Annotated in this window: 10 protein-coding genes; 6 read left to right on the top strand and 4 right to left on the bottom strand. The window is 59.9% G+C overall.

Features of this window, described 5'->3' with window-relative positions:
• Nucleotides 1-8: 8 nt before the first annotated feature.
• Complete coding sequence (locus tag P0D70_RS34980; RefSeq protein ID WP_408187866.1) at nt 9-1,502, bottom strand: cytochrome P450; 1,494 nt, start codon at nt 1,500-1,502, stop codon at nt 9-11.
• Nucleotides 1,503-1,691: 189 nt separating this feature from the next.
• Between P0D70_RS34980 and P0D70_RS34975 the strand changes: the two genes are divergently transcribed.
• On the top strand, nt 1,692-2,210 hold the full coding sequence (locus P0D70_RS34975) for a RidA family protein (protein WP_408187865.1): 519 nt from the start codon (nt 1,692-1,694) through the stop codon (nt 2,208-2,210).
• Here the strand turns inward: P0D70_RS34975 and P0D70_RS34970 are convergent.
• The gene (locus P0D70_RS34970) at nt 2,201-3,319 is read right to left on the bottom strand and encodes a DesA family fatty acid desaturase (RefSeq protein ID WP_459252449.1); all 1,119 of its coding nucleotides are present in this window, start codon (nt 3,317-3,319) and stop codon (nt 2,201-2,203) included. The two genes, P0D70_RS34975 and P0D70_RS34970, sit on opposite strands and share 10 nt — an antisense overlap.
• Before the next feature lie 590 nt (nt 3,320-3,909).
• Between P0D70_RS34970 and P0D70_RS34965 the strand changes: the two genes are divergently transcribed.
• A complete protein-coding gene (locus tag P0D70_RS34965; protein WP_408187864.1) occupies nt 3,910-4,137 on the top strand; it encodes a hypothetical protein in 228 nt (75 codons plus the stop codon).
• A 177-nt stretch (nt 4,138-4,314) separates the two neighbouring features.
• Here the strand turns inward: P0D70_RS34965 and P0D70_RS34960 are convergent, their stop codons facing one another.
• The gene (locus tag P0D70_RS34960; protein ID WP_408187863.1) at nt 4,315-5,352 is read right to left on the bottom strand and encodes a PTS sugar transporter subunit IIA; all 1,038 of its coding nucleotides are present in this window, start codon (nt 5,350-5,352) and stop codon (nt 4,315-4,317) included.
• Nucleotides 5,353-5,394: 42 nt separating this feature from the next.
• Complete coding sequence (gene mgtA, locus P0D70_RS34955; RefSeq protein WP_408187867.1) at nt 5,395-8,073, bottom strand: magnesium-translocating P-type ATPase; 2,679 nt, start codon at nt 8,071-8,073, stop codon at nt 5,395-5,397.
• A gap of 255 nt (nt 8,074-8,328) precedes the next feature.
• On the opposite strand from mgtA, the gene P0D70_RS34950 reads away from it, so the two are divergent.
• The 4 genes from P0D70_RS34950 to P0D70_RS34935 form a co-directional block, all read left to right on the top strand.
• Nucleotides 8,329-10,290 (top strand): phosphate transport regulator, encoded by a 1,962-nt coding sequence (locus P0D70_RS34950; protein WP_408187862.1) that lies wholly within the window; start codon nt 8,329-8,331, stop codon nt 10,288-10,290.
• On the top strand, nt 10,287-11,921 hold the full coding sequence (locus P0D70_RS34945) for a PEP/pyruvate-binding domain-containing protein (protein WP_408187861.1): 1,635 nt from the start codon (nt 10,287-10,289) through the stop codon (nt 11,919-11,921). Before P0D70_RS34950 ends, P0D70_RS34945 begins: the two co-directional genes overlap by 4 nt.
• 138 nt (nt 11,922-12,059) lie before the next feature.
• Nucleotides 12,060-12,278, top strand: a complete 219-nt coding sequence (locus P0D70_RS34940; RefSeq protein ID WP_091804415.1) for an HP1242/YdcH family protein — start codon at nt 12,060-12,062, stop codon at nt 12,276-12,278.
• Between the two features lie 398 nt (nt 12,279-12,676).
• On the top strand, nt 12,677-13,428 hold a 752-nt coding region (locus tag P0D70_RS34935), incomplete at its 3' end, for a hypothetical protein (protein ID WP_408187860.1).

Below are 13,428 nucleotides of genomic sequence, written 5' to 3'. Positions count from 1 at the left end.
GAGGACAACTATACGGTCCGTGCCGAAAGATGCACCGGCATGGCACTCGGGACCATGGTGAACGCAGTGATCTCCCGAATCGTATCCGGGTCGACGGCCATTCGGACCGTGAAATTGGCCATCAGCATCGACAGCACGAGGCGCATTTCCACAGCAGCCAGGTAACGTCCCGGACATACACGTGGCCCGGCACCAAACTGCAGATATGCACGCGAGTCGTGCACTGTACGCGAGCGGCTATCGTCATGCAGCCAGCGATCCGGGTCGAACTGCAAAGGATTCGAAAAATTGCGCGCGTCGATAGTGGCGGGCCGATTCAGGAAAAACATTTTCGTGCCGGCCGGTAGCAAGATGTCGGCGAGACACACGTCTTCCAAGGGCTCAAACGAATTCACCGCGGCGACCGGACGGAGCCTTCCGGTTTCCGTGCACACTGCCTCACACAGATCCAACTGCTTTAACGACGTAAAGTCCGGGCATACCGATGAAGAACCGAGCACACTGCTCGACGAGTCAAAGAGCCGCTGTTGCAAAGCCGGATCCGTAGCAACGTATAGCAGCGTCCACGCTATGGAATTCGCCGTCGTGTCTTCGCCTGCAAGCAGTAGCGTGAGAACATTCGCAGCCACCTGGTCATCGGTTATGTCGGACTGTGGCGCGTCGCGCATGACGAGCATCGCTTCAAGGAGATGACGTGGCGCCTCCGAGGGGTCGTCGCGCATCCGCTCACGTGCCCGGCTCATCATATTTCGCACGTACCGGTGAACTTCGATCAGAGAGCGGTCGAGCTCGCGGTCCCGAGGAAATCTCACATATCGCCAGTAGGGAAAAGGCGCGTTGATACGTTTCATCAACATGGGAAAGATCAGCGCGAGATGCTCCTGTATGACACCACGATCCTGGTCGATGGTCCTCGAGTCCTCGCCAAAAGCAAGAGCACTCGTGACGTCCACCGTGTAGCGCTTGAGATCGTCAGTCATCTCGACTACAGTTCCGTGCGCCGCTGCGCGTTGCCAGCGTTGGTAAAGCCTTTCCGTGATGGCCTTCAGACTGGGATAAAAAGCTTTGATATGCGGAATGGACAACGAATGCATGATCAGCTTTCGTTGCGGCGCCCACGCTGCGCCCTCGACCGAGAAGAGACCGTTGCAGCCGATTTCCTCCAGCACCGACTCTATCGACGCATAACGGCGATACCGGTGCGGACGTTCGCGCATGATGGTCTGACACAGCTCCGGATCGGTCCACACTGTCACCGGCATTCGACAGATCTGAAATCTGAAAGGCGAGCCTAGCTCCCGCGCCCATTGTTCGAGTACGAGGTGCAGCCGGGTCGGGGATAGCTGATGGAGGTTGCCAAAAAAAGGCAAACCCTTCGGACATGGGAGATCGGCCACCTGCCTGTACCGGATGTGGGAAGTGGACACTGTATCCATGGAATGCCCCTTGTTTCGCGGTTCCTTGATCGAGACGGCCGCAGCCTGGCGCTGACTATCAGTCATTCAGCATAGATCATCCAGCATGCGCGGAGTCGGGAGAATGCCGGCTTTCAGAAATCAGGCGGTGCGGTACTACGTACTACTAGCTTCAATAGAACGATTCTGGAAAGCGATAAATTTAGACTGCCCCTGCCAGGTCGAGCAGCAAAGAACCATGCCCAGTCCGGTAGGCGGAACTCTGAGGAGGTGATCATGGCGCGAATCGAAGCGAAGTTGGCGGAATTAGGCTTGACGTTGCCTGCGCCGCTACAGATGCCGGCAAACATCCGCATGACTTTGCCTTTTGCATGGGTTCGAGTAAGGGGTCCGCGAGCCTTCGTTTCAGGACACGTTCCGCTTAACCTCGACGGGACAATTGCGCAACCGGCCGGCAGAGTTGGCGCTGAAGTATCGGTGGACGAAGGCTATACAGCGGCGCGCCTCGTGGCGCTCGCGCATTTGGCGAGCCTGCAGAAAGCGCTTGGAGACCTGGATCGCATTACGGCATGGCTGCGCGTTTTTGCAATGATTAATGTAGCGCCGGGCTTCGATCAGATGCCAAAGATCGCCAATGGCTACTCTGATCTCATTGTTGAAGTGTTTGGGCCGGACATTGGCACGCACTCTCGCTCGGCAGTGGGCGTGGCGCTTCCTCTGAATGTGCCAGTCGAGTGCGAGGCTGAGCTCGAGATCGACGGCGGCCGAAGCGACAGCCTTGAACCTCAACCGTAGTGGCGAAGACGAAGCGAAAACTCCCTTAGTGCGTCGATTCGACTCTGTTCAGCGCGTCGACACCAGTCTTCCAACTGAAACAGGAGTTGTTCGCGAGAGCGATTCGAGCGGTCCCAGATTGCCGCCAGATCCTCGCGCAGTTCGACGTAGACAAGAAGCTTCGCGTCGTTGCCGCAGAGTTCCTTGGGCACGGGATGACCCGCTCCGCCTTGCCCTGCCTCCCCGTCGCGAAACCATTTTTTCACACCACGCATCAACAAGGCTCTCTCCCTCCGGCTGATATGCTGCACTCGCGCAAGTTCCTGCCGATAAGCGCGCTCAGCCGTTCTCGCATAGCTTGCCATCACCTCGCAGCGGTTTCGAAGCACGGCTTGCAGCGTCTCGTCGTCGAGAACCGCTTTGCCTTTGACCATTCGCGGTTTAGGCGCCACTTTCCTGACTGTGGCCAACCCGAGCGCGGAAAGCACGCAAATATACATCCAGCCCATGTCGAACTCGTACCACCTGTTCGACAGCTTTGCGGACGTTGCATACGCATGGTGATTATTGTGAAGTTCTTCTCCGCCGATCAGAATGCCGATCGGAATCACATTCGTGCTCGCATCAGGCGGACCGAAATTTCGGTAACCCCAGAAATGGCCCAGCCCGTTGACCACGCCGCCGGCCCAGAAAGGAATCCACATCATCTGAACGGCCCACACCGATACGCCGACAATACCAAACAGCGCCACGTCGATCACCATCAACAGGCTGATACCCAGATCCGGATATTTTTCATAGACATTCCGCTCCAGCCAGTCGGCCGGCGTACCGTGGCCGAACCGGCGCAGCGTCTCCTCGTTCTTCGCTTCGGTGCGGTACAGTTCGGCGCCACCAAGCAAGACCCTCCAGATTCCGCTGACCTGTGGGCTGTGAGGATCTTCCTGCGTCTCGCACTTCGCATGGTGCTTGCGGTGAACCGCGGCCCACTTGCCGGTCACGATCCCAGTTGTCATCCATAACCAGAAACGAAAAAAATGACTGGCGAGAGGATGCAGATCAAGCGCGCGATGCGCCTGGCACCGGTGCAGATAGACCGTCACGCTGACGATCGTAATGTGCGTCGACACCAGCGTGGCCAGCAGGATCTGCCACCACGAAAAGGCCAGTAGGCCCTCTGAGAAGAATGCGAGTGTATGACTAATCAAGTGAACCCTCTTTCTACGACGGCGTGGCGCCAATCCAGAAACACATGATCACCGGCCTGACGTTTCGGGCAGGCGACAGGTCAACGCACGCAGCAAAGGATTCGGGACGGACTGATCGACACCGGCAAGGCGGGGTTGGCGATCCGGGCGCGAGGTGACCGTGCAGTCACGACTCTTTCAGCGAGCGCATCTTCAATCATGTCTGAAACTTTAAGAGACGTCGGTACGGTGCCGCACCGGGCGCCAACGAATCGCGGGCACACGATGTATGCGCTTAACGAGGGATATTCTTGCGCGGGCCACGTCTTGTAACGACGCACGGAAGACAGCACGTCGTCCCGCAGGCCGAGCTTGGCGAGAGCAAGTCGCGTCGACCGAGCGCCAAAAGTTGCAGCGGTTTACATCCGGCACTGCGCGCTTCGATATAGCGCATTAACGGCACACGCCCTGCGGTTTTATAAATTCATTATACCGTTGATGACAGAATCTCAATTCAAAGAACGAGGTTCTACATGCTCCGGTTGAGATTTCGTCAATACAAGACAATTGCAGCAGCGAGTATCGAGGATACGGGTAAGGGCAGAAGCCTCATTGTTGCCCATCAGATTCAGCGTCGCTGGTGTTTGGCGCTCGTGGTCATTGCGAGCATTTCCACCATGTTTGCGCTTAGCCTGGGGTTTGCTACGGTCGGCGTCGCCATCGCCGTCGCGGCCATTTTGCCGTTCGCATTCGTGTCATAGTCGGCTGCCGCAAGCGCTTGCAGGAGCATGCCAAGGTGTGTGGGCGCCGAAAACCGCACCAAGTGTATGGTTCCGCGGAACACCGAGGATATTTTCCTGCGAGCGCTTGCGTCAGCGTTGCACTGCTCGCGTCAACAAAGAAACCCGCGGATCGATGATCCACGTACGGCAAAAACCCTACCCGCGCGGGCGGAACCGTTTGACGGCCGCAGGTGGATCACCCGCGGGATTTGTGTGCGGCCCCCCACGCCCAACATCACCCACCGCCTCGTAGCTGGCGAACAGTTGGGATACGGCCCGCGCGTCGATACAGCGATGTAGCACCTCGCGGAACTGATGGTCGCAGAAACGCTGTGCCACGTCAGCCAGCAAAAGCAGATGCGTGCTGTTTGCCCATTCCGGAACCAGCAGAACGATCACGTCGCTCACAGGTTGCTCATCCGGGGCATCGAATGGAATTGGCTGCGCGGGACGCACATAAAACGCCATGGCGTGGCGCAGCATTCTGATTTGACCGTGTGGAACAGCCACACCCTGGCCGAGACCGGTCGAGCCTAGCGCCTCGCGCGCCATCAGCCCAGTGGTCACGCTTGTTGCCGGCATGTCGTAGCGCTGCTCGAAGAAATGGCCAAACTGTTCGAACAGGGTCTCGCGGTCTGCTACGTCCCAGCCAAGTAGAACATGATCCGCGGAAAGCAGTTGGGCAAGCGTCTCTGCTTTCCCTACTGATTCAGCCTGATAATCAGACGAATCGGCGCGCGGCTGGGACGGGGTATGCATCAGAGCCCGCCAGGCGTTGGTTGGCGCCTGGGGGATTTCAAGCAGTTGTCCCACCTCCGCAGTCGGCGCCAGATGCGCAAGCCGTTGCATGGCCCCATTGACCGCGTCTTTGGGCAGATAGAGCGATAGCCGCACGCGCCCCGTTCCGTGCAGAGGGGCCACGCGAATGGTCCATTGCTGATCGCCGCAGTCCCGGATCAGCGCCTGGCGCAAAGGTGTGGCGTGTTGGGCGTCCAGGGTCACGCGCATCATCACATTGCGGCTCGGCACGGACCGCGAACGGCCTTGTGGCGATGCCTTACCCATTCCAAAGAAGGTCCGCAGACCAACCAATGCGCGCGTCATGTGTGCCACCTGTCCATTGCTTTTTATCAGGCTACGCGAATTGGCGTTAACCCGGCGTAAAAAATCGCAGTAGTCAGCAATGTCCGGCACATCGACCGCCCTGGTGATGTTCCACTAGCCGAGTCGCGGCACTCAATCCAGCCCGAATCGCCGAACAAAATAGGTCTTCATCAGATGCGTCAACACGGCATAACTCAGGAGAATCAGCAGAAGTGCTGGCCAGTAAGCCGGTGGCAAGGGAATAAAGCCCAGGAATGTGCCGAGCCACGTATAGGGTATGGCGATTCCCACGGCGGCGATGACAAGACTCGTCGCAATCAGCGCCGCGCTTGCTCGACTCTGCAGAAATGGCACTTTCGAAGTCCGGATGATGTGGATGATCAGCGTCTGGGTAAGCAGCGACTCCACAAACCAGCCCGTCTGAAACAAGGAAGGCTTGTCCCACGCGCCGAACACATAAAGCATCATGAAATACGTGACGTAGTCAAAGATGGAGCTGATCGGCCCGATCAGCAGCATGAACTTGACGATGTTGCCGATATCCCACCGACGCGGCACACGCAGATATTCTTCATCCACGTTGTCGGTCGGAATGGCGGTTTGCGAAAAGTCGTATAGCAGATTGTTGGTGAGCACCTGGATTGGCGCCATGGGCAGAAACGGAAGGATGATGCTGGCGCCGAGCACGCTGAACATATTCCCGAAGTTCGAACTGGCACCCATCTTGATGTACTTGGTGATGTTGCCGAACACCTTGCGGCCTTCGAGCACGCCTTCACCAAGCACGGCGAGGCTCTTCTCGAGCAGAATGATATCGGCCGATTCCTTCGCGATGTCGACCGCGCTATCGACCGAAATGCCGACGTCCGCGACCTTGAGCGCCGGTCCATCATTGATGCCGTCACCCAGAAAACCCACGACATGCCCCTTGCGATGCAAGGCGTCGATAACGGAAGCCTTCTGCGCCGGCGATACTTTGGCGAAGACAGAGGCGGTCTCCGCCAGATCGGCTAGTTGCTCGGGCGATAGTGATTCGAGTTCCTTGCCCAGTACGACCCGATCCACGGCAAGCCCGACTTCATGGCAAATCTTGCGGGTAACGATGTCATTGTCCCCGGTGAGAATCTTCACCTGCACGCCGCGCTCTTTTAACGTTGCAATGGCCGCCGCCGCCGTCTCTTTGGGCGGGTCGAGAAACGCAATGTAGCCGAGCAGTATCAGATCGGCCTCATCCTTGACCGCATAGGTGGCCTGCTGCGGAGGCATCTCCTTGTAGGCCACGGCGACGACTCGAAACCCATCGGCGTTGAGCGCGGCGGTGGCGTCTTTTGCCGCGGTGAAATTGCGTTCGTCGAGCGTGCCCATTACGCCGTTGATCACGTAACGGGTGCACACCGAAAAAATCTCCTCGACCGCCCCTTTGCAGATCAGAATGTGAGTACCGTCCCCCCGTGCGAGCACGACGGACATCCGGCGGCGCTCGAAATCGAATGGCATCTCGTCGATCTTGGTGTACTGCTCGTGCGCCTTGAGTTGCTCATGAAGCTCCACGTGCTTCAACACGGCGACATCCAGCAGGTTCTTGAGGCCCGACTGGTGAGCGCTGTTCAGATACGCATATTCGAGCACCTGATCCGATTCGTCACCATGGAAATCGAGGTGGCGCTTGAGGATGATTCGGTCCTGCGTCAGCGTGCCGGTCTTGTCCGTGCAAAGAATATCCATCGCGCCGAAATTCTGGATCGCGTTGATGCGCTTCACGATGACTTTCTTCCGTGACATCGCAATCGCGCCCTTGGCCAGATTGACCGTCACGATCATCGGCAGCATCTCGGGCGTGAGCCCCACTGCCACGGCGACCGCGAAAAGCAACGCCTCGAACCAGTTACCTTTGGTCAGCCCATTGATAACGAATACGAGGGGAACCATCACCAGGATAAAAGCCATCATCAGCCAGGTGAATCGTGCAATGCCTTTGTCGAAGCTCGTCTGTACACGCTGCGCGGCGATCAGGTCCGCGACGCGGCCGAAAGCCGTCCTGCCCCCGGTCAGCACCACAACGCCGCAACCGACACCGCTGACAACGGCGCTACCCATGAAACAGATATTCGGCAGGTCGAAATGCGTTTCGGCAGAAGTGCTGCAGGCATGCGCGAATTTTTCGAGTGGCATTGCCTCGCCAGTGAGCGCCGATTGATTGACGAATAGATCTCTCGCCGAGATCAGCCGCAGGTCAGCGGGAATCATATCGCCAGCGGACAACAGGACGACGTCGCCAGGAACGATCTGTTCGATTGGAATGTCGATATGATCCGCTTCAGCCGCCGTTGCACGCCGGCGTACACTGGCGTTCGTTCGCACCATTCTGCGCAGTGCGTCGGCGGCTTTGTTCGAGCGGTGCTCCTGAAGGAAACCCAGCGAAACGCTAAGCACCACCATCACCGCGATCATGATCGCGGCGCGTGAGTCGCCCAGAAAGTACGATGCAGTTGCCAGCGACAACAGCAACAGGTTCAGCGGATTGATCGATCGATTCGCGAGTTCACCGAGGATCGTATGGCGCACTTCGTGAGCCACCTGATTGGCGCCGGTAGTGCGCAAGCGCTCTGCTACCTCGTCGGCGGACAGGCCGCTCGCCGTGCTGTGCAAGCGTTGGAGCGCTTCATCAGGTGAAAGCCCGGCGATCTCGCTGAGCGTTTCGCTGCTCGTGGTCGACCCATGCGCGCCTGCCGGCGACGGCGGACGGCGCAGCCAGGTCCTGAAGAACGGGATCATGGTGCGCATTCCGTACTTGCCGTCGAGAAGTATCATGGCCTGGTCGATCGATAGTTGAACAGCGGTTTCCTTCGCCTGCGGGAAACGAGAGAAGAAGAACAATTCGCCAAGCGATTTCCCCTTCACCATCATGCACCCTGAACGCGTCATACGCGTTTCTGCGGATGCTCGCGCAGGTCAATCGGTGCGCAGTTGATGTGTGTCAACGAATACTCCGGCCTCGTCGCTGCTGTCAGGAAAGTGTCATATACGCAGCCGAGACTGGACCACCTACCCGCACAAGTGGCTCCCATGACGCAAAAGACCCAGGCAATTGCTGCAATGGGACAGCGCAGTCTGCTGCTGCCAGGCTGGATCAAGGCGGCACTGTCCGCCAACGACCGTCTGAAGCTCTACCTGAGCGTGCTGCAGGTTGCATTCGCGCACGCCGAACATCCCGACCGCGAATTGCCGGACCTGACCGCAGAACTGGTCGCCGCACACGTCGACGCGCCATGGCTTCGCGACATGCCTGCAAGCGCTTCGCTAGTCGACGGCACGTTGCTGCTGCCCGACCTCGCGCGTCTCGTGCAGCGTCTCGCCGAAGATCTGGAGACGATGGCCCGACCGCTGCTCCAACCGGACGATCAGACAGACACATTGAACGCGCGTGTCCAGCACTGGCTGGCCGGGCTCGACGCACTGCGCGGCGAACGCCTTAGCCGCGTACAACTGCAATCGCTAACGCGCGGCCAGCGAACGAATGGAGACGACAGCCTGCACCTGCTGGTGATGGACCTTCACCGTCCGCTCAACCAGCTGGCGAATACGGTCTCGAGCGAGCAGATCGACGGTGCGCACGTGTGGCAATTGCAACCGGCCGACCGCGCGCGCGTCGTCGCGTTCATGCGTGGGCTGAATCGCACGGCGCCACTGAAGTTCGATCATCCGGGGCTCGACACCGCCGCGACACGCGACGGCGAGCGGCTGCTGCTGCAAAACGACATCGGCACCAACGACGCTCATGTGCTGGTCGTGCAGGTTGAAGGCCTGACGATTACGTTGAGTTATTCGGATCTGCACCGGCCGCGCTTCGCGTTCTTCCAGTCGCTGCTGGTGCCTTACGGTGCGCAGTGGAGCGACTTGCAATCGAAGGTCAATGCCGCGCTGAACGAAGGTGACGCTTACACGTTCGGCGTCGCGCGCTTTGATTGTGCCGACGAGCGCACGCTCGACACCGCGCTCGAAGGAATCGGGTCACGCATTGTTTTTCTGATCGACTGGAACCGGGCCCGCAAGCGGTTGCTGTCGTTTGTCGATAAAGACGCGGCTATCGAGGTTCTGCGCGATGCGGCCCGGCTCGACGTGGGTCACATGGCGTGGTTGAAGGCCGGTGGTGAAGCGCTCATCTACGCTGCGATGCAGGCCGTCGGTCAAGGGGCGTTCCGCATCGGCGACCGGCTGGACGCAGTGCTCGGCTCGCGCGATGCGCAGGCGTTCATGGTCGAAGTGCTGCAGATGGCCAGTCACGCGCTGATCGGCGGGCAGCCGGCGGCGCTCGTCGCCGATCAAACGCGGTTGCTGCTCGCCCGGCGTGTGCGCCAGCACAGCAGCGCGTTCGAGCTGCTGGAGGAGCACGCCGCGTACTGCCACGCACTGGCGCAAGCGGTAAGCGACGGCCTGACGCATGACGTCATGTGCGCGCCGCCGGCGGGCGAGAACCCTGCGCAGGCGCTGGCCGCGAGAGCGAAGGCATGGGAGCGGCAGGCGGACCATCTGGTAATGCGCGCGCGTGAGCAGGCGCAGCGTCAGCCTCGCTGGCAGCCGTTCAAGCAACTGCTTGAACTCTCCGACGACATCGCCGACGCGCTCGAAGAAGCCGCGTTCCTGATGAGCCTGATCGCCGACGGCCACCAGCAAGGTTGGGACAGCAACGTCCACGAATCGCTGTCGCGCCTCGCACAAACCGTGCTGATGGCGACACAGGAGCACGTCAAGTCGCTCGCTATCGCACGCAGCCTCGGCACCGCCAGCGATACGACCGACAGCGACGCGTTTCTTGCCGCGTCGTGGAACGTGCTGCGCTCGGAGCGCCAGTGTGACGAACTGCTGCGCGCGGCACGCCGCGCCATTCTCGGTGTCGTGCGCGATGCCGCCAGCCTGATGCTCGCCAACGATCTCGCAACGACACTCGAACTGGCCTCGGATCGTCTGCTGGTGGCCGGGTATGCGTTGCGCGATGTCGCCTTCGGCGAAACCGGAGCGAACACATGACAGCCCTTCAACCGGATGCCGCTCAACGCTGGCCCGACGAGGTCTACCTGATCGGCTGCGACGCCACACCACGCGGCAATCCCGAAGCGACCCATGCGTCGGCGGAAACGGTCGGCTTCAAGGCCTACAATCTGCTGCGCATGGCTGATCTCGGCCTGCCGGTGCCGCCGGCTTTCGTGCTGGGCACGCACTACTGTCGCGACGCTCGAGCCCGCGAAACTGCCACCGCGAGCGCGGTGTGGGCACCCGGTCTATGGGAACTGGAGCATGCCACCGGTCAGCGCTTCGGCGACACGCGCGTGCCGCTGCTGCTCTCGGTGCGCTCGGGGGCGCCTGTGTCGATGCCGGGGATGATGGATACGCTGCTCAACGTCGGCCTGTGCGATGCCACCCTTGCCGGCATGCTCCGCCAGACCGGCAATCCGCGTCTGGTCTGGGACACCTATCGCAGACTCGTTGCGAGCTACGGTGAACTGGTCGCGGGCGTGCCCCCGTCGATCTTCGAAGCGGAATACGCCGCGCTCGCTGGAACTCGCGACGAGCACGGACTCGATTTCGCCGAACTACGCGAACTCACGCATCGTTGCCTCGCCGCCTACGAGGGTGCTGCCGGCCAGCCATTTCCGCAGGATCCGCAGGTTCAACTGGCGAACGCCATCGGCGCGGTGCTGACGAGTTGGCAATCATCCAGGGCCTGTGCGTACCGCAAACAGTGCGGCATCAGCGATGCAATCGGGACAGCCGTGACTGTGCAGGCCATGGTGTTCGGCAATGCGGGCGGGCGTTCGGGCGCGGGCGTCGGGTTTACGCGTGATCCGGTCAGCGGCGAGCCGGCGCTTTGGGTCGACTTCCTGTTCAACGCGCAAGGAGAAGATGTCGTCTCGGGCCGCCGTAGCGCGCGCGGCCACGAAGAGCTCGCCCACGCAATGCCCGCGGTCTGGGAAGCATTGCGCGATGCGGCGACGCGGCTCGAACGCGCATTCGGCGACATGCAGGACATTGAGTTCACTGTGCAGGATGCACATTTGTACATGCTGCAGACGCGCAATGGAAAACGCACGCCGCAAGCCGCCGCGCGGATTGCGCTGGATCTGTTCGACGAGGGCTCGATCAGTGCTGATGTGGCGCGTGAGCGCACGGCCGCGCTGAAGCCCGCTGCGTTGATGCGCATGTCTATCGCGGCATCCGATAACGATCGCCCGCTCACGCCACTCGCGCACGCCGCGAGTGCGAGTAGCGGGGTCGCGTCAGGGGAAATCGCTTTCGACGAAGCACGCGCGCGCACGCGTCATGCTGCTGGTGCGTCGGTCATCCTGGTGCGTCGCGACGCGGAGACCGACGACATCGCCGCACTGGAGGTGGCTGCGGGTCTGCTCACGCAGCGAGGCGCACGCACCTCGCATGCTGCGGTCGTCGCGCGTCAACTTGGCAGGGTTTGCCTTGTCGGCTGCGCGGCGCTGCATCTCGATGAATCGACACGTACTCTGCAAATAGGAGATACGGTGATGCATGAGGGTGACGAAGTGACCCTCGACGGCAACGACGGTGCGATCTATGCGGGCACGGTGCGCACGGTCGTCGAGCCGTTGGCCGAATTGCAGGCACGTCTTGAGCGATTGCGTGCGCCATGAATCGGGATGCGCGGCAAGCGGGTGCCGCGCCCGTCCGATAGCGCCTTGATAAGAATCAAGGCCGAGCATTCCTGCGGGTGAAATACTAACGAATTGAAAGGCCAGATCTTTCACCCGTGATCGAAAAAGGAGTGTGTGATGTTCCCTGAATTTCGCGACCTGATTTCCCGCCTGAAGACCGAAGACGCTCATTTCTCGCGGCTCTTTGATCGACACAATGAACTGGATCACCAGATCAGCAACATGGAAGCGGGCGTGACCCCGTCTGACAACCCCGCTATCGAAACGCTGAAGAAAGAAAAGCTCCAGCTCAAAGATCAGCTTTATGCGGTGCTGAAGAAGGCCTCTGCTGCGTAAGCTGCTTTCCGCCGAGATCACTTCCGTGAGGCAAGCCAAATATTTTGCAAGCACTGACGTAATGCCGCGTTCTTCTCAAGCGTTGTCGATATGGTTTGGAGCTGTGGCCACGGTGGCCCGAGTGTTCGGCATGACAGCCACGTAGCGTCCGGTGCAACTCACGGTGACGCACTTTTAGACTGCTGAAAACGGCCGCGTGGTTGCAGTCTTGTATTCGATTCAACGCCGACATATAACGAATCATGCGATGCGCTCCCACGGCGGTGGGCGCCTCGTCAAGATACATCAGGCAGATTCCGTGCGACGGTTCAGCACCTGTTGAGGCATGCCAACAATGCGGCACCCTCGGCTATGCATTGGGTAGCAGCAGATGAAGCTCGACCCGGCAGGAGAACAGCATGAGCGTCCACGCAAAAACGCGAGAACGTACCGCGATCATTACGCTTGCTACGAGGGGACTGCGGACATCGGCAGAGACGATCGCGCTTGCCATTCTTTTAGCTGGATGTGGCGGAGGTGCCGGGAGTGACAGCGCCGCCACCTCGGTGATCGCCAACAGCGTCAATCCACAGGACGTGGTCGTGAATCACCATGTCGTGTCGCTCAATGTGCAGTTCCGCGGCAAAACATATAGTCAGTGGGCGGTCTCGTTCTGGCGGTGGGCGCTGGAATTGCCGCTCGGCCCCCTTCCCCATCCGTTCGACGACTGCAACCATCGTCCCATCTCAGCGGCGCAAACGGGAAACGTCTGGTATTGGGCCACGCCCAATTCTGCACCGCTGACCTGCAATCAACTGGCGACAACCATTCCTGCTGGGACGTCTATCTTTCTGTCGGTACTCGACGGAACGTCTATCTTCCTGCCCATGTTCAATGGGACGACCTCGCTGAACAATCCACCACTCCAGGCGCTTACGCCGGACCAGCTGAAAATTGTGAGCGCCTTCGCAAGCGACATCCGTGATTTGTTCTGCACTATCGACGGTGTTTCCGTCGGCAACATCTCGGCTTATCGCACGCCGATCGGCCAATTCTCGTTTTCTGCTCCGAGCCCGTGGATTTTTGGCCGTACTGGTGGAAAAGGGACTGCCGTCGCTGACGGCTACTACCTGCTGCTGGAGCCACTATCCGCAGGGTTGCACACGATTCA

Origin of the sequence: Paraburkholderia sp. RL17-381-BIF-C (assembly GCF_046026435.1) — a bacterium.
In the GTDB taxonomy this organism is placed as follows: Bacteria; Pseudomonadota; Gammaproteobacteria; order Burkholderiales; family Burkholderiaceae; genus Paraburkholderia.
This window is presented reverse-complemented; position numbering and strand designations above follow the sequence as displayed.

Bases quoted from the DNA above. Each gene is read 5' to 3' on its own strand.
- P0D70_RS34945 (WP_408187861.1), top strand. From the start codon at position 10,287: ATGACAGCCCTTCAACCGGATGCCGCTCAACGCTGGCCCGACGAGGTC.
- P0D70_RS34965 (WP_408187864.1), top strand. From the start codon at position 3,910: ATGCTCCGGTTGAGATTTCGTCAATACAAGACAATTGCAGCAGCGAGT.
- P0D70_RS34975 (WP_408187865.1), top strand. From the start codon at position 1,692: ATGGCGCGAATCGAAGCGAAGTTGGCGGAATTAGGCTTGACGTTGCCT.
- P0D70_RS34940 (WP_091804415.1), top strand. From the start codon at position 12,060: ATGTTCCCTGAATTTCGCGACCTGATTTCCCGCCTGAAGACCGAAGAC.
- P0D70_RS34950 (WP_408187862.1), top strand. From the start codon at position 8,329: ATGACGCAAAAGACCCAGGCAATTGCTGCAATGGGACAGCGCAGTCTG.
- mgtA (WP_408187867.1), bottom strand. From the start codon at position 8,073: ATGATACTTCTCGACGGCAAGTACGGAATGCGCACCATGATCCCGTTC.
- P0D70_RS34980 (WP_408187866.1), bottom strand. From the start codon at position 1,502: ATGACTGATAGTCAGCGCCAGGCTGCGGCCGTCTCGATCAAGGAACCG.